The organism is Pseudomonas sp. CG7 (assembly GCF_023701885.1).
Lineage (GTDB): Bacteria > Pseudomonadota > Gammaproteobacteria > Pseudomonadales > Pseudomonadaceae > Aquipseudomonas > Aquipseudomonas zanjanensis.
The window spans coordinates 1-15,215 of the sequence record NZ_JABAEE010000017.1; the positions used below are offsets into that span (position 1 = coordinate 1).

General features: G+C 62.8%; 10 protein-coding genes. 8 read left to right on the top strand and 2 right to left on the bottom strand.

Annotated elements, in window-relative coordinates:
- Positions 1 to 282 precede the first annotated feature (282 nt).
- On the bottom strand, positions 283 to 1,917 hold the full coding sequence (gene aceF, locus HGO40_RS09575) for a dihydrolipoyllysine-residue acetyltransferase (protein WP_250962789.1): 1,635 nt from the start codon (positions 1,915 to 1,917) through the stop codon (positions 283 to 285).
- A gap of 11 nt (positions 1,918 to 1,928) precedes the next feature.
- Positions 1,929 to 4,574 (bottom strand): pyruvate dehydrogenase (acetyl-transferring), homodimeric type, encoded by a 2,646-nt coding sequence (aceE, locus tag HGO40_RS09580; RefSeq protein WP_250962790.1) that lies wholly within the window; start codon positions 4,572 to 4,574, stop codon positions 1,929 to 1,931.
- A gap of 382 nt (positions 4,575 to 4,956) precedes the next feature.
- On the opposite strand from aceE, the gene glnE reads away from it, so the two are divergent.
- From glnE to HGO40_RS09620, 8 genes are all read left to right on the top strand, one after another.
- Positions 4,957 to 7,896: a bifunctional [glutamate--ammonia ligase]-adenylyl-L-tyrosine phosphorylase/[glutamate--ammonia-ligase] adenylyltransferase gene (gene glnE / locus HGO40_RS09585; protein ID WP_250962791.1), complete on the top strand. Its 2,940-nt coding sequence runs from the start codon at positions 4,957 to 4,959 to the stop codon at positions 7,894 to 7,896.
- A gap of 342 nt (positions 7,897 to 8,238) precedes the next feature.
- The gene (waaF, locus tag HGO40_RS09590; RefSeq protein WP_250962792.1) at positions 8,239 to 9,273 is read left to right on the top strand and encodes a lipopolysaccharide heptosyltransferase II; all 1,035 of its coding nucleotides are present in this window, start codon (positions 8,239 to 8,241) and stop codon (positions 9,271 to 9,273) included.
- Position 9,274: 1 nt separating this feature from the next.
- Complete coding sequence (gene waaC, locus HGO40_RS09595) at positions 9,275 to 10,333, top strand: lipopolysaccharide heptosyltransferase I (RefSeq protein WP_250962793.1); 1,059 nt, start codon at positions 9,275 to 9,277, stop codon at positions 10,331 to 10,333.
- Positions 10,333 to 11,457, top strand: coding sequence for a glycosyltransferase family 4 protein (locus HGO40_RS09600; RefSeq protein ID WP_250962794.1), 1,125 nt, complete (start codon positions 10,333 to 10,335; stop codon positions 11,455 to 11,457). Before waaC ends, HGO40_RS09600 begins: the two co-directional genes overlap by 1 nt.
- Positions 11,454 to 12,260, top strand: coding sequence for a lipopolysaccharide core heptose(I) kinase RfaP (rfaP, locus tag HGO40_RS09605; protein WP_186708074.1), 807 nt, complete (start codon positions 11,454 to 11,456; stop codon positions 12,258 to 12,260). The genes HGO40_RS09600 and rfaP overlap by 4 nt, the downstream gene beginning before the upstream one ends.
- Entirely contained in the window at positions 12,260 to 12,994 is a 735-nt protein-coding gene (locus HGO40_RS09610) for a lipopolysaccharide kinase InaA family protein (protein ID WP_250962795.1), read from the top strand. Before rfaP ends, HGO40_RS09610 begins: the two co-directional genes overlap by 1 nt.
- Positions 12,991 to 13,743, top strand: coding sequence for a lipopolysaccharide kinase InaA family protein (locus HGO40_RS09615; protein WP_250962796.1), 753 nt, complete (start codon positions 12,991 to 12,993; stop codon positions 13,741 to 13,743). Before HGO40_RS09610 ends, HGO40_RS09615 begins: the two co-directional genes overlap by 4 nt.
- On the top strand, positions 13,743 to 15,203 hold the full coding sequence (locus tag HGO40_RS09620) for a lipopolysaccharide kinase InaA family protein (protein WP_250962797.1): 1,461 nt from the start codon (positions 13,743 to 13,745) through the stop codon (positions 15,201 to 15,203). Before HGO40_RS09615 ends, HGO40_RS09620 begins: the two co-directional genes overlap by 1 nt.
- Positions 15,204 to 15,215: the final 12 nt, after the last annotated feature.

The following is a 15,215-nucleotide window of genomic DNA, read 5'->3' on the forward strand; positions in this document are numbered from 1 at the left end:
AAAACTGGCGGGGTAGGAAAATTGCCGGGCTGTCTGACATACCGCTATCGCGAGCAAGCTCGCTCCCACAGGAGGGGCTCATCAGTTTCAGGTGCAGTGCGGCACCACAAGACCCTTGTGGGAGCGAGCTTGCTCGCGATGAGGCCGGCCCATCCAGCATCCCTGTACCTGGCTTGATTTCCAGGCAAAAAAAAGCCCCGCCAAACGGACGGGGTTGAGGTACGAGCGTGGCGCTCGGAAACGGTGCTCCGAATGGCCCTCCCAAGGGAGGGCCGCCCGGTGTTACAGCAGGATGGTGCGGATGTCGCCCAGCAAGTCGCTCAGGCGCTTGGTGAAGCGTGCGGCGGCGGCGCCGTTGATCACACGGTGATCGTAGGACAGCGACAGTGGCAGCATCAGCTTCGGCTGGAAGGCTTTACCCTCCCAGACTGGCTGGATGGTGGCCTTGGAAACACCCAGGATCGCCACTTCCGGCGCGTTGACGCTCGGCGTGAAGCCGGTGCCGCCAATGTGGCCGAGGCTGGAGATGGTGAAGCAGGCGCCCTGCATGTCGTCAGCGGTGAGCTTCTTGTTCCGGGCTTTTTCGGCGAGGGCAGCGGCTTCGCCAGCCAGTTGCAGCAGGCTCTTCTGGTCGACGTTGCGGATGACCGGTACCAGCAGGCCTTCCGGGGTGTCGACGGCAAAGCCGATGTGCACGTATTTCTTGCGGATCACAGCCTTGCCGCTTGGGGCCAGGGAGCTGTTGAAGTCCGGCAGTTCCTTGAGCAGGTGCGCGCAAGCCTTGAGCAGCAGTGGCAGCACGGTCAGCTTCACGCCGGCCTTTTCCGCCACGGCTTTCTGCGCGACGCGGAAAGCTTCCAGCTCGGTGATGTCGGCCTGGTCGAACTGCGTCACGTGGGGGATGTTCAGCCAACTGCGGTGCAGGCTCGACGCGCCGATCTGCATCAGGCGAGTCATGGCCACTTCTTCGGTTTCGCCGAAGCGGCTGAAGTCCACCGCCGGAATCGGCGGGATGCCCGCGCCGCCGGTGGCGCCTTCGGCCGGTGCGTTCTTGGCCTTTTGCATCATGGCCTTGACGTAGGCTTGCACGTCTTCCTTGAGCACGCGACCGTGAGGGCCGCTCGGGCCTACGGCGGACAGCTCGACACCGAATTCACGGGCCAGCTGACGCACTGCAGGGCCAGCATGCACCTTGGCACCGCTAGGCGCAGTGGCGACCGGAGCAGGGGCTGCTTCAGCCTTGGCCACAGGCGCGGCGGCTGGTGCTGGAGCGGCCTCAGCCTTGGCGGCTGGCGCAGCGGCCGGGGCAGGCGCGGCAGGTGCCGAGGCGCCGGCTACTTTCAGCTTCAGGATCAGGTCACCGGTGCCGACTTCGTCGTCCAGCTTGACCTCGACGCTTTCCACCACGCCGGCGGCCGGCGATGGGATTTCCATGCTGGCCTTGTCGGATTCCAGGGTGATCAGCGACTGGTCGGCTTCGACGGTGTCGCCAGCCTTGACCAACACTTCGATGATCTTGGCCTTGCCCGACGAACCGATGTCCGGGACATGAATGTCCTGGACGCTGGCAGCGGCAGGCGCCGCAGCGGGCGCGGGAGCCGCTTCGGCAGCCGGCGCGGCGGCAGGCGGTTCAGCCGCTGCCGGGGCAGCCGCAGGGGCGGCCGCTTCAGGCGCCGCAGGGGCGCCCTCGACTTCCAGCTCCAGCAGTTCGTCGCCTTCCTTCAAGCGGTCGCCCAGCTTCACTTTCAGGCTCTTGATGACACCGGCCTTCGGCGCAGGCACTTCCATGCTGGCCTTGTCCGATTCAAGCGTCAGGATGCTCTGGTCGGCTTCGATACGGTCGCCGACCTTCACAAACAGTTCAATTACTTCACCTTCACCGCTGCCGATGTCAGGTACGCGAATGAGTTCGCTCACGAAAATTCTCCTCAGCAGTCCAGTGGGTTGCGTTTTTCCGGATCGATGCCGAACTTGGCGATGGCTTCGGCCACCACTTTAGGTTCGATATCGCCACGGTCAGCCAGGGCTTCCAGGGCTGCCAACACAACGAACTTACGGTCGACTTCGAAGAAGTGACGCAGCTTCTTGCGGCTGTCGCTACGGCCGAAACCGTCGGTGCCCAGCACTTTGAATTCCTTGGAAGGCACCCACTGGCGGATCTGCTCGGCGAACAGCTTCATGTAGTCGGTAGAGGCGATGACCGGACCTTTGCGACCGTTCAGGCACTCTTCGACGTAGCTCAGCTTTGGCTTCTGGCCAGGGTGCAGGCGGTTGCTGCGTTCTACGGCCAGGCCGTCGCGACGCAGTTCGTTGAAGCTGGTGACGCTCCAGACGTCGGCACCGACGTTGAACTCTTCACGCAGGATCTTCGCCGCTTCACGCACTTCACGCAGGATGGTGCCGGAGCCCATCAGCTGGACGTGATGCGCCGCTTCGCGGGTGTCTTCCTCGAGCAGGTACATGCCCTTGACGATGCCTGCTTCCACGCCGGCCGGCATGGCTGGCTGCTGGTAGGACTCGTTCATCACGGTGATGTAGTAGAAGACGTCCTGTTGCTCTTCGGTCATCTTCTTCATGCCGTCCTGGATGATCACCGCCAGCTCGTAGCCGTAGGTCGGATCATAGGTGCGGCAGTTCGGGATGGTCCCGGCCAGCATGTGGCTGTGGCCGTCTTCGTGCTGCAGGCCTTCACCGTTGAGGGTGGTACGGCCGGCGGTGCCGCCGATCAGGAAGCCACGGGTACGGCTATCGCCAGCGGCCCAGGCCAGGTCACCGATACGCTGGAAGCCGAACATCGAGTAGAAGATGTAGAACGGCAGCATCGGCTGGTTGTGGCTGGAGTACGAAGTACCGGCGGCAATGAAGGAGCTCATGGCGCCCGCTTCGTTGATGCCTTCCTCGAGGATCTGGCCCTTCTTGTCTTCGCGGTAGAACATCACCTGGTCTTTATCGACTGGCTCGTAGAGCTGGCCGACGGACGAGTAGATGCCCAGCTGGCGGAACATGCCTTCCATACCGAAGGTACGGGCTTCGTCCGGGATGATCGGGACGATGCGCTGGCCGATTTCCTTGTCCTTGACCAATTGCGCGAGGATCCGCACGAAGGCCATGGTGGTGGAGATTTCACGGTCGCCCGAGCCGTCCAGGATCGCCTTGAGGGTTTCCAGTGGCGGGGTCGGGATGCTGAAGCTCTTGGCGCGACGCTGTGGCACGAAACCGCCCAGTGCGGCACGGCGCTCGGCCAGGTAACGGGCTTCGGCGCTGCCTTCTTCAGGCTTGAAGAACGGCAGGTTTTCCAGCTCGCTGTCCTTGACCGGAATGTCGAAGCGGTCGCGGAACAACTTCAGGCTGTCGACATCGACTTTCTTGGTGTTGTGCGCGGTGTTCTTCGCTTCGCCGGCACCGGTGCCATAACCCTTGATGGTCTTGGCCAGGATGACGGTCGGCTGTTCTTTGTGGTTGACCGCCTGGTGGTACGCCGCGTAGACCTTGTACGGGTCGTGGCCGCCACGGTTGAGCTTCCAGATCTCGTCGTCGGACAGGTCGGCGACCATGGCCTTGAGTTCAGGCGAGTTGAAGAAGTGCTCGCGGACGAACGCGCCGTCCTTGGCCTTGTAGTTCTGGTATTCGCCGTCGATGACTTCGTCCATGCGACGTTGCAGGATGCCGTCGACGTCCTTGGCCAGCAGTGGGTCCCAGAAGCGGCCCCAGATGACTTTGTTGACGTTCCACTGGGCGCCACGGAACACGCCTTCGAGTTCCTGGATGATCTTGGCGTTGCCGCGAACCGGGCCGTCGAGGCGCTGCAGGTTGCAGTTGATGACAAAGATCAGGTTGTCCAGCTTCTCGCGGCCGGCCAGGGAGATCGCGCCCAGGGATTCCGGCTCGTCGCACTCGCCGTCGCCCATGAAGCACCAGACCTTCTGCTTGCCTGGCTGGATGAAGCCACGGGCTTCCAGGTACTTCATGAAGCGTGCCTGGTAGATCGCCTGGATCGGGCCCAGGCCCATGGAAACGGTCGGGAACTGCCAGAAGTCCGGCATCAGCCAAGGGTGCGGGTACGAGGACAGGCCGTTGCCGTCCACTTCCTGGCGGAAGTTGTTCATCTGGTCTTCGGTAATGCGGCCTTCCATGAACGCACGGGCGTAGACGCCTGGCGATGCGTGACCCTGGAAGTAGATCAGGTCGCCGCCGTGTTCGTCGGTCGGGGCCTGGAAGAAGTAGTTGAAGCCGATGTCATACAGCGTCGCGCTGGAGGCGAAGCTGGAGATGTGACCGCCCAGGTCAGAATCTTTCAGGTTGGTACGCATGACCATGGCCAACGCGTTCCAGCGTACCAGCGAGCGAATGCGGCGTTCCATGAACAGGTCGCCAGGCATGCGTGCTTCGTGGGTAACGGGGATCGTGTTGCGGTACGGCGTGGTGATGGCGTAGGGCAGTTGCGAACCGCTGCGGGTCGCGAGTTCGCGCATACGGGTCATCAGATAATGAGCACGGTCTTCGCCTTCTTTGTCGAGAACCGATTCCAGGGCGTCCAGCCATTCCTGGGTTTCGACGGGATCGAGGTCTTGCATGGCTTGCTCCAGGGCGGAAAGGCTACCAGAATCGGTTGCCTGAGTTTGCGACTGGCCTTGTGGGCAGACGATATAAATTCTTGGATTGCCGAAGGTTGTTTCGGCGGCGTGTAGTTTTACTACAAATCGTCGGCCGTTTCAGCCTTTCGAATGTATAGACGAGTAGTAAAACTACACCTGAGCGGCTCGTGGCCCCTCGTTTCGTTGTGAGAATAATCGTTACTGTTGGTCTTTAGCCAACTCGAACAGGTAAAAACTTGATGCCGGCTGCCAATAAAATCAGATTTTCAGCTATTTATCATCTTTGTTCGACAGTCGATCAGGTAGTGTCTTTTGAAAAAACACTACATCCAGCCTTTCCCGCGCCGATCAAGGATAGACCATGAGCCTGCCCTCGCTTGTCGAAGTACCTGCGATTCTCCAGTCATTGGTCAGTCGTGCCGAGCAGTCGTTCCGTGCGGCGGTCGCCTGCCTCGACGACGATCATGGGCTGTCGGCCTGGACCCCGCAACGCTGGGAGGCGTTCAGCCGCATTGCCGCCGCCAGCGACTTTGTCATCGAGCAGAGTGTCCGTGACCCGGTGATGCTCCTGGAGCTGGTGCGCAGCGGTGAACTGGACCGTAGCCTGGCACCCGGCGAAATGTGTACGCAGATCGGCGCGGCCGTCCAGGCCGCCGAAACCGAAGACGAACTGGGCCGCGTCCTGCGTCGCCAACGTACCCGCCAGCAGGTACGGATCATCTGGCGCGACCTGACCCGCCAGGCCGATCTGGTCCAGACCTGTCGCGACCTCTCGGACATGGCCGACACCTGCATCGACCAGGCTTACCGATGGTTGTACCAGCGCCTCATCCAGCAGTTCGGCACGCCCACCGGACGACGCAGCGGCGAGCCGCAGCAGATGGTCATTCTCGGCATGGGCAAGCTGGGGGCGGTGGAGCTGAACCTGTCGTCGGACATCGACCTGATCTTCGCGTACCCCGAGGGCGGTGAAACCGTGGGCGTCAAGCGGCCGCTGGATAACCAGGAATTTTTCATCCGCGTCGGCCAGCGCCTGATCAAGGCCCTCGACCCGATGACCGTCGACGGTTTCGTGTTCCGCGTCGACATGCGCCTGCGCCCCTATGGCTCGGCCGGTGCGCTGGTGCTGAGCTTCAATGCCCTGGAGCAGTATTACCAGGACCAGGGCCGCGACTGGGAACGCTACGCCATGATCAAGGCGCGGGTGGTGGCCGGCGACCAGGTGGCCGGCGCGCAACTGCTCGACATGCTGCGTCCGTTCGTCTATCGCCGTTACCTGGATTTCTCCGCCATCGAAGCGCTGCGCACCATGAAGCAACTGATCCAGCAGGAGGTGCGGCGCAAAGGCATGGCCGACAACATCAAGCTGGGCTCGGGCGGCATTCGCGAGGTCGAGTTCATTGCCCAGGCGTTCCAGCTGATCCACGGTGGACGCGACTTGAGCTTGCAGCAGCGGCCGCTGCTCAAGGTGTTGAACACCCTGGAGGGCCAGGGTTACCTGCCGGCCAAGGTGATCGATGAGCTGCGCCAGGGCTACGAATTCCTGCGTTATACCGAGCATGCGATCCAGGCCATTGCCGATCGCCAGACCCAGATGCTGCCAGACAGCCCGCAGGATCAGGCGCGCATTGCGTCCATGCTGGGTTTTGCCGACTGGTCGGCCTTTCATGAGCGACTGATGTACTGGCGCGGGCGCGTGGCCTGGCATTTCGGCCAGGTCATCGCCGACCCGGATGAAGAAGAGGGCGGTGAAAGCGAAGTGGTGGTCGGCGGCGAATGGTTGCCGTTGTGGGAAGACAGCCAGAATGAAGAAGTGGCGTGCCGTCAGTTGGAAGAGGGCGGTTTCGTCGATGCGCCCAAAGCCCTCAAGGCCCTGGCCGTCCTGCGTGGCAGCCCGCAATTGCGTGCCATGCAGCGCTTGGGGCGCGAGCGCCTGGATGCATTCATTCCACGCCTGCTGGCCCAGGCTGTGGAGCATGCCGATCCGGACCTGGTGTTGGAGCGGGTGCTGCCCTTGGTAGAAGCTGTGGCCCGCCGTTCGGCCTATCTTGTGTTGTTGACAGAAAACCCCGGGGCCCTGCGGCGCTTGCTGACGCTGTGCGCAGCGAGCCCGTGGATTGCCGAGCAAATCACCCGTTTCCCGCTGCTGCTCGATGAATTGCTCAACGAGGGCCGGCTGTTCAAGCCGCCCCTGGCGCCGGAATTGGCGGCGGAGTTGCGTGAGCGCCTGACGCGCATTCCCGAGGATGATCTGGAGCAGCAAATGGAGGCGTTGCGGCATTTCAAGCTGGCGCACCGTCTGCGGGTGGCGGCGTCGGAAATCGCCGGCAGCCTGCCGTTGATGAAGGTCAGCGATTACCTGACCTGGCTGGCCGAGGCGATTCTCGAACAAGTGCTGGCCCTGGCCTGGCGCCAGACGGCCGCCAAGCACGGCGTGCCGTTGCGCACCGACGGCAGCCTGTGTGATCCGGGCTTCATTATTGTCGGTTATGGGAAAGTCGGCGGCCTGGAATTGGGGCATGGTTCTGACCTGGACCTGGTGTTCATCCACGATGGCGACCCGCAGGCGGAAACCGATGGCCCGAAACCCATCGACGGCGCGCAATTCTTCACCCGGCTTGGCCAGCGGATCATTCACCTGCTGACCGCCCAGACCAACTCCGGGCAGTTGTATGAAGTGGATATGCGCCTGCGACCGTCCGGGGCGTCGGGGTTGCTGGTCAGTTCCCTCGGGGCGTTTGCCCGCTACCAGGAGAACGAAGCCTGGACCTGGGAGCATCAGGCGCTGGTGCGAGCCCGTGTGCTGGTGGGCAGCCAGGACGTGGGCCAGGCGTTCGAAAAGGTCCGCGTCCAGGTGTTGGGACGCAAGCGTGACTTGCCGACGCTGCGCCAGGAAGTCAGTGAGATGCGCGCCAAGATGCGTGACAACCTTGGCAGCAAGACCACCGCCGCCGGGACCGCGCCGAATGCCTTCGAGGCCGCGGCACCCTTCGACCTCAAGCAGGATGCCGGAGGTATCGTCGATATTGAATTTATGGTGCAATACGCGGCCCTGGCGTGGTCCGAAGAGCATCCATCGCTGGTGCGCTACACCGATAACATCCGCATCCTGGACGGGTTGCAGGAAGTCGGGTTGATGCCGGCCGAAGACGCGACGCTGTTGCGCGAGGCCTACAAAGCCTACCGCTCCGCCGCTCACCGCCAAGCCTTGCAGAAAGATGCCGGGGTGATCGCAGGCGACCAGTTCGTGGATGAGCGCCGGCAGGTAGTGCGGATCTGGCGGGAGCTGGGACTGAGCTGAAGCTTTAAATGTGGGGGCGAGCTTGCTCGCGAAGGCGGAGTGTCAGGCGACATTGATGTTGGATGGGCTGGCCTCATCGCGAGCAAGCTCGCTCCCACAGTTGATTGGCGGTGCTGCACGGTGCTGGAAACGTATGCAGGCCCCCTGTGGGAGCGAGCTTGCTCGCGAAGGCGGAGTGTCAGGCGACAATGATGTTGGATGGGCTGGCCTCTTCGCGAGCAAGCTCGCTCCCACAGTTGATTGGCGGTGTGTTGTAGATTAGGGCAACAGGCAACGACCTAAGCCACAGTGATTCTCGAGGCGGGGAGGCGTAGGCCTCCCCGTATCGTTTTTGGAAAGCACATGAATATTTTGATCGTTGGGCCCAGTTGGGTCGGTGACATGGTGATGGCGCAGACACTGTTCCAGTGTTTGAAACAGCGTCATCCGCAGTGCGAAATCGACGTCCTGGCCCCTGAATGGAGCCGGCCGATCCTGGAACGTATGCCCGAAGTGCGCAAGGCCTTGAGCTTCCCGCTCGGCCACGGCGCGCTGGAGCTGGCGACCCGTCGGCGCATCGGCAAATCCCTGGTCGGTCAGTACGACCAGGCGATCCTGTTGCCCAACTCGTTGAAGTCGGCGCTGGTGCCGTTCTTCGCCGGCATCCCCAAGCGCACCGGCTGGCGTGGCGAGTTTCGCTACGGCCTGCTCAACGACGTGCGCAAGCTGGACAAAGAACGTTATCCGTTGATGATCGAGCGCTTCATGGCCCTGGCCTACGAACCTGGCTCCGAGTTGCCCAAGCCGTATCCGCGGCCGAGCCTGCGGATCGACCCGGTGACCCGTGACGCGGCGCTGGCCAAGTTCGGCCTGAGCCTGGATCGTCCAGTGCTCGCCCTGTGTCCAGGTGCAGAGTTCGGCGAATCCAAGCGCTGGCCGGCGGAGCACTACGCCCAGGTGGCCGAGGCGAAAATTCGCGAAGGCTGGCAAGTCTGGCTGTTCGGTTCGAAAAAAGATCACCCGGTAGGCGAGGACATCCGCTCGCGGCTGATCCCGGGTCTTCGGGAAGAGTCGGTGAACCTCAGTGGCGACACCTCCCTGGCCGAGGCCATCGACCTGCTGTCCTGCGCCGACTCGGTGGTCTCCAACGACTCGGGCCTGATGCATGTGGCCGCGGCCCTGAATCGTCCATTGGTGGCGGTCTACGGTTCCACCTCGCCAGGCTTCACGCCGCCGTTGGCCGACCAGGTCGAGGTCGTGCGCCTGGGCATCGAGTGCAGCCCGTGTTTCGACCGCACCTGCCGTTTTGGTCATTACAACTGCCTGCGTCAGCTCATGCCGCCGTCGGTGAACGAGGCCCTGGAGCGTTTGCAGGGCACCCCCGTGGAGGTCCGGTAACTTGCGGGTATTGCTGATCAAGACCTCTTCGCTGGGGGATGTGGTCCACACGTTGCCGGCGCTGACCGACGCGGCGCGGGCGATTCCCGGCATCAAGTTCGACTGGGTGGTGGAAGAAGGCTTTGCCGAAATCCCCACCTGGCACCCGGCCGTGGGCAAGGTCATTCCCGTGGCGATCCGTCGCTGGCGCAAGAACCTTTGGCAAACCATCAAGAGTGGCGAATGGCGACGCTTCAAGCAGAACGTGCGCGCCGAAAAGTACGACCTGGTGATCGATGCCCAAGGCCTGTTGAAAAGTGCCTGGCTGACCCGCTACGTCAAGGCGCCGGTGGCTGGCCTGGATAAGGATTCTGCGCGTGAGCCCCTCGCGGCGCGCTTCTATTCGCGTCGCCTGGCCGTGGCCCGTGGTCAACATGCGGTCGAGCGGGTGCGTCAATTGTTCGCCTTGGCGCTGGGCTATGACTTACCGAAAACCCAAGGCAGCTATGGCCTCGACATCGACCGATTGGTGGAATTGCCGCGTCCTTACCCTTATGTGGTGTTCCTGCATGGCACGACCTGGGAATCCAAGCATTGGCCCGAGCTTTACTGGCGCCAGCTCACCGAGCGCATGGCCCAGTTCGGCGTGGTCGTCAAACTGCCGTGGGGCAACCCTGCCGAGAAGGCCCGGGCCGAACGCATCGCCAACGGGCTGCGCAACGCCCTGGTACTGCCGAAGCTGAACCTCGGCGGCATGGGCAAGGTGCTTGCCGGGGCCCAGGCTTGCGTGGCCGTGGACACGGGCCTCGGCCATCTGGCCGCGGCCCTGGACGTGCCGACCATTTCCTTGCTCGGCCCGACCAATCCGGTGCTGACCGGCGCCTATGGCAGGGGCCAGATTCACCTCGCCAGTGATTTCCCTTGCGCGCCGTGCATGCAGAAACACTGCACTTATCCGCCAACCGCCGAGGATGCCCGGCGGTTTGACCTGAAACGCGAGCAGCCCCTGTGCTTCACGCGTCTGAACCCCGAGCGTGTTGCCAGCCACCTGAGCACGTTATTGGCTGAGGAGCCGCGCTGATGCAATTGGCTTTTGTCCTTTACAAGTATTTCCCCTTCGGTGGCCTGCAGCGTGACTTCATGCGCATCGCCCTGGAGTGCCAGCGACGCGGCCACCAGATCCGCGTCTACACGCTGATCTGGGAGGGTGACGTGCCGCCAGGCTTCGAGGTGCTGGTGGCGCCGGTCAAGGCGCTGTTCAATCATCGTCGCAACGAGAAGCTCACTGCGTGGATGGAGGCCGACCTGGCCAAGCGCCCGGTAGACCGGTTGATCGGCTTCAACAAAATGCCCGGCCTGGACGTGTACTACGCCGCCGACGGCTGCTTCGAAGACAAGGCGCAGAACCTGCGCAATTCGCTGTACCGGCGCTGGGGCCGCTACCGGCATTTCGCCGAGTATGAGCGGGCCGTGTTCGCCAAGGATGCCAAGACCGAAGTCCTGATGATCTCCGAAGTCCAGCAGCCGGTGTTCATCAAGCACTACGGCACGCCGCTGGAACGTTTTCACCTGCTGCCGCCGGGCATCGCCCAGGACCGTCGCCGGCCCGCCCACGCCGACGAGATTCGCGCCGCGTTCCGGGCCGAATTCGAGCTGGCCGACGACGACCTGCTGCTGGTGCAGATCGGCTCCGGGTTCAAGACCAAGGGCGTGGATCGCAGCCTCAAGGCCCTGGCCGCGTTGCCAGCCGAGCTGAGAAAACGCACCCGGCTGTTTGTAATTGGCCAGGACGACCCCAAAGTATTCCAACTGCAAAGCGCCGCGCTGGGTCTGGGCGACAACGTGCGATTCCTCAAGGGCCGCAGCGATATCCCGCGTTTCCTGCTGGGCGCCGACCTGTTGATCCACCCGGCGTACAACGAGAACACCGGCACCGTATTGCTCGAAGCACTGGTGGCGGGGTTGCCGGTGCTTGTCAGTGCGGTGTGTGGGTACGCCCATTACATCGCCGAGGCCGACGGTGGCCTGGTGCTGGATGAGCCGTTCGAACAAGCCCAGCTCACCGACTACCTGGGGCGCATGTTGAACGACGCCCAGGCACGGGCGGCCTGGAGCCGCAACGGTCTGGCCTTCGCCGAGACGGCCGACCTCTACAGCATGCCGCAGCACGCGGCGGATGTGATATTGGCGGAGCACGCGCAATGAAGTTGATGCTGGCCGAACCGTTCAAGAGCCTTTGGGCCGGGCGCGATGCGTTCGCCGAAGTCGAAGCGCTCAAGGGCGAGGTCTATCGCGAACTGGAGGCCCGGCGCACCTTGCGCACGGAGGTGGACGGTCGCGGTTTTTTCGTGAAGATCCACCGCGGAATCGGTTGGGGCGAGATCTTCAAGAACCTGTTCACCGCCAAGCTGCCGGTACTCGGCGCAGGGCAGGAGTGGAAGGCGATCCAGCGCTTGCAGGAAGCGGGTGTGCCGACCATGACGGCGGTCGCCTACGGCGAGAAGGGCAGCAACCCGGCGGACCAGCACTCGTTCATCGTCACCGAAGAGCTGGCACCGACCGTCAGCCTCGAAGACTTCAGCATCGACTGGGTCAAGCAACCGCCGCAGCCGACGCTCAAGCGTGCGCTGATCGCCGAAGTGGCGCGCATGACCGGCATGATGCACCGCGCCGGGGTCAACCATCGTGACTGCTACATCTGCCACTTCCTCCTGCACACCGACAAACCGGTGACACCAGGGGATTTCAAGCTCTCGGTGATCGACCTGCACCGCGCCCAGACCCGTCCAGCCATCACCACTCGCTGGCGCAACAAGGACCTGGCGGCGCTGTATTTTTCGGCGCTGGACATCGGCCTGACCCGCCGTGACAAACTGCGTTTTCTCAAAGGCTATTTCCAACAGCCGCTGCGTCGAATCCTCGCTGAAGAGGCTTCGCTGCTGGCCTGGCTCGAAGGCAAGGCCAACAAGCTCTATGCCCGCAAGCAGCGGTACGGGGACGCGCTCTGATGTCGGGTTGGAATCTGGAACCGGCATATGCCGAGTTGGCAGAGGATTTTGGCAGCCTCGAAGCGGTGTTCGCGTTGCAAGGGGAGCGCTTGACCCGCGACCCGTTGTCCGAGGTGATCCGGGTACAGCGCAACGGCGTGAATTATTACGTCAAGCGCTACGTCGGGGCCGGCAAAGGCTTGCGGCGCTACCTGGGCAAGCCACGGGTCAAGTCCGAATGGCAGAACCTCAAGCGCTTCGCCAAATGGGGCATCCCCACCGCTGAAGTCGTGGGCTGGGGCTTGGAGCGAAACGGCGCGACCTATGCCCGTGGCGCGCTGATCACCCGCGAATTGCCGCATACCGAAGACCTCTCGGCCCTCGCCGAGCGCCACGATCCGAGGCTGGCGGACCGTGCCTGGGTCGATAACGTCAGCCGGCAACTGGCCGGTTATACGCGAACGATGCACGACCACCGCTTCACCCATAACGATCTCAAGTGGCGCAACCTGCTCATCGACGACCGTTCGCAGCTGTTTCTGATCGACTGCCCGAACGGCGATTTCTGGCGCGGTTTCTGGCTCAAGTACCGTATCACCAAGGACTTGGCGTGCCTGGATAAAGTGGCCAAATACCATTTGTCGGCCACGCAGCGCCTGCGTTTTTACCTGCAATATCGCCAGCGCGACCGGCTCGATGCGTGCGACAAGAAGCGCATCCGCCACGTGGTGAGATTTTTCGAGGGGCGTGAATGACTGATTTTTTGGCCGCTGAAGATCGGGCGTTGTTGCAACGTCATGGCCTGGACAGCTTCGAGGCGTTGTGGGCGCGGCAACTGGAAGCGGTGGACGAACCCAACACCTCGGGCGATGGCTGGAGCAGCGTGTTCCGGCTGGAGCTGGAAGGGCAGGGTTATTACCTCAAGCGCCAGAGCAATTACCTGACCCGGACCTGGTCCCACCCGGTTGGCGAACCGAGCTTGTCCCGGGAGTTTCGCAATATCAGCCGTTATCGGCAGTTGCACATTCCCGCGCTGCAAGCGGTGTTCTACGGCCAGCGCAAAGTGAACGGCGAGGCACGGGCGGTCCTGCTGACGCGTGCGCTGGACGGCTGGGATGACCTTGATTCACTGCTGCAGCGCTGGTCGACGCTGAGTGCCGGACAACGTACAGGCATCCTTCAAGCCTGTGGTCACTTGGCGCGTCGCCTGCACAATGCCCATCAAATGCATGGCTGCTTCTATCCCAAGCATATTTTCCTGCAAGCCACCGACGGTCACTACCAGGCACAGCTGATTGACCTGGAGAAAACCCGGCCGCTGTTGTTCGGCCAACGTGACCGGGTCAAGGACCTCGAGCCGCTGTTGCGACGGGCAGGCGCCTGGAAGAGCGACGATGTGCGTCAATTGCTGTCTGTTTATCTGGAGCAGCCGCTCGACAGCGCTCTCGTCGACAGCTGGATGACCCGGCTGGCCGCCCGACGTAGCGACAAGGAGGCTCGTTGATGCTTTTGTCCGAACTGAAAAATGCCGGTCGCAATCCTGGCCTGCCCCTGAGCCTGGAGCTGGCGGACGCCGCCGGCCCGGCGCAGTTGCAGTTGTTGACGCTGCTGCGGGTTTTGCCAGGACAGCGCTACGTGGGCGCCGGCATATGGCGAGGCCGCCCGGTGTTGGCCAAGTTGCTGGTGGGCAGCAAGGCACCCCGACATTTCCAGCGTGAGCTTCAAGGCGTTCGCCTGCTGGCGGAGCAGGGGCTGACGACGCCGTTGCTACTGGCCGATGGCTTGAAGGAAGGCGAAGGTGGCTGGTTGCTGTTCGAGCTTCTGGAAGATGCCGAGAGTCTTGGTGACGCCTGGAAGCAGGTCGAACATCTGCCGATACTGGCGGATGAGCAAACGGCGGTGCTGGCCGAGGCCTTGGACGCGATTGCGCGGCTGCACAGCAAAGGCCTGTGGCAGGAAGACCTGCACCTGGACAATTTGTTGCGCCACGGCGGCAAGCTTTATCTTATCGATGGCGCTGGCAGTCGCGTCGAAACCCCCGGCCAGCCATTGCCGCGGCAAAAAGTCTTGGAAAACCTGGGCGTATTCTTTGCCCAGCTTCCCAAATCCATCGAGCCGTTCACCGAAGAACTGCTGGTGCACTACCTGCTGGGCAACGCTGAACACGCGCTGCCCATGGAAGCGCTGCAAAAGCAGATCGACAAGGTCCACGCCTGGCGACTGAAGGACTTTCTTGAAAAAGTCGGGCGCGAGTGCAGCCTTTTCAGTGTGCAGCGCGGGCCGTTCGGGCTGCGGGCGATCCGCCGCGAAGAAGAGGCCGCGATGACGCCCGTGCTCGAGCAGGCCGCTGCCTTGCTCGACCAAGGCCACCTGTACAAGACCGGCGGCGCGGCGAGTGGCGGAAAAGTGGTTGCGAACGGCCGCACACTGATCATCAAGCGCTACAACATCAAGGGGTTCGCCCATTGGCTCAAGCGCTTCTGGCGTCCGAGCCGTGCCTGGCATGCCGGGCGCGAAGGCCATCGCCTGGCCTTCCTCGGCATTGCCACGCCCAAGCCGCTGGCGCTGCTGGAAAAGCGTTTCCTGTGGCTGCGTCGTGGTGCCTATCTGGTCACTGAGCACCTGCCTGGCCCAGATATCATCGAGCGCTTCGCCCCTTACGTGGAGAGCGGCGAAGCCCCCGAGACTGAGCTGCTGGCGCTGGATCGTTTGTTCGCCGACCTTATTCGCGAGCGCATCAGTCACGGTGATTTCAAAGGGCATAACCTGTTCTGGCAAGACGATCGCTGGGCGCTCATCGCCCTCGACTCCATGTGCCAGCACCGTAGCCAGGCCAGCTTCGCCCCGGCCTACGCCCGGGATCGGGCGCGGTTCATGCGCAATTGGCCGCAGGGCAGTGCGTTGTATCGGGTGATCGATCAGCGGATGCCGAAGGGCGTCGATAGCGCGCCATCTGTCTTGTAACCGGGCACCGTG

Excerpts from the sequence above, each read along its gene's own strand:
- aceE (WP_250962790.1), bottom strand. The coding sequence starts at position 4,574 with ATGCAAGACCTCGATCCCGTCGAAACCCAGGAATGGCTGGACGCCCTG.
- glnE (WP_250962791.1), top strand. The coding sequence starts at position 4,957 with ATGAGCCTGCCCTCGCTTGTCGAAGTACCTGCGATTCTCCAGTCATTG.
- waaF (WP_250962792.1), top strand. The coding sequence starts at position 8,239 with ATGAATATTTTGATCGTTGGGCCCAGTTGGGTCGGTGACATGGTGATG.
- HGO40_RS09600 (WP_250962794.1), top strand. The coding sequence starts at position 10,333 with ATGCAATTGGCTTTTGTCCTTTACAAGTATTTCCCCTTCGGTGGCCTG.
- rfaP (WP_186708074.1), top strand. The coding sequence starts at position 11,454 with ATGAAGTTGATGCTGGCCGAACCGTTCAAGAGCCTTTGGGCCGGGCGC.
- HGO40_RS09610 (WP_250962795.1), top strand. The coding sequence starts at position 12,260 with ATGTCGGGTTGGAATCTGGAACCGGCATATGCCGAGTTGGCAGAGGAT.
- HGO40_RS09615 (WP_250962796.1), top strand. The coding sequence starts at position 12,991 with ATGACTGATTTTTTGGCCGCTGAAGATCGGGCGTTGTTGCAACGTCAT.
- HGO40_RS09620 (WP_250962797.1), top strand. The coding sequence starts at position 13,743 with ATGCTTTTGTCCGAACTGAAAAATGCCGGTCGCAATCCTGGCCTGCCC.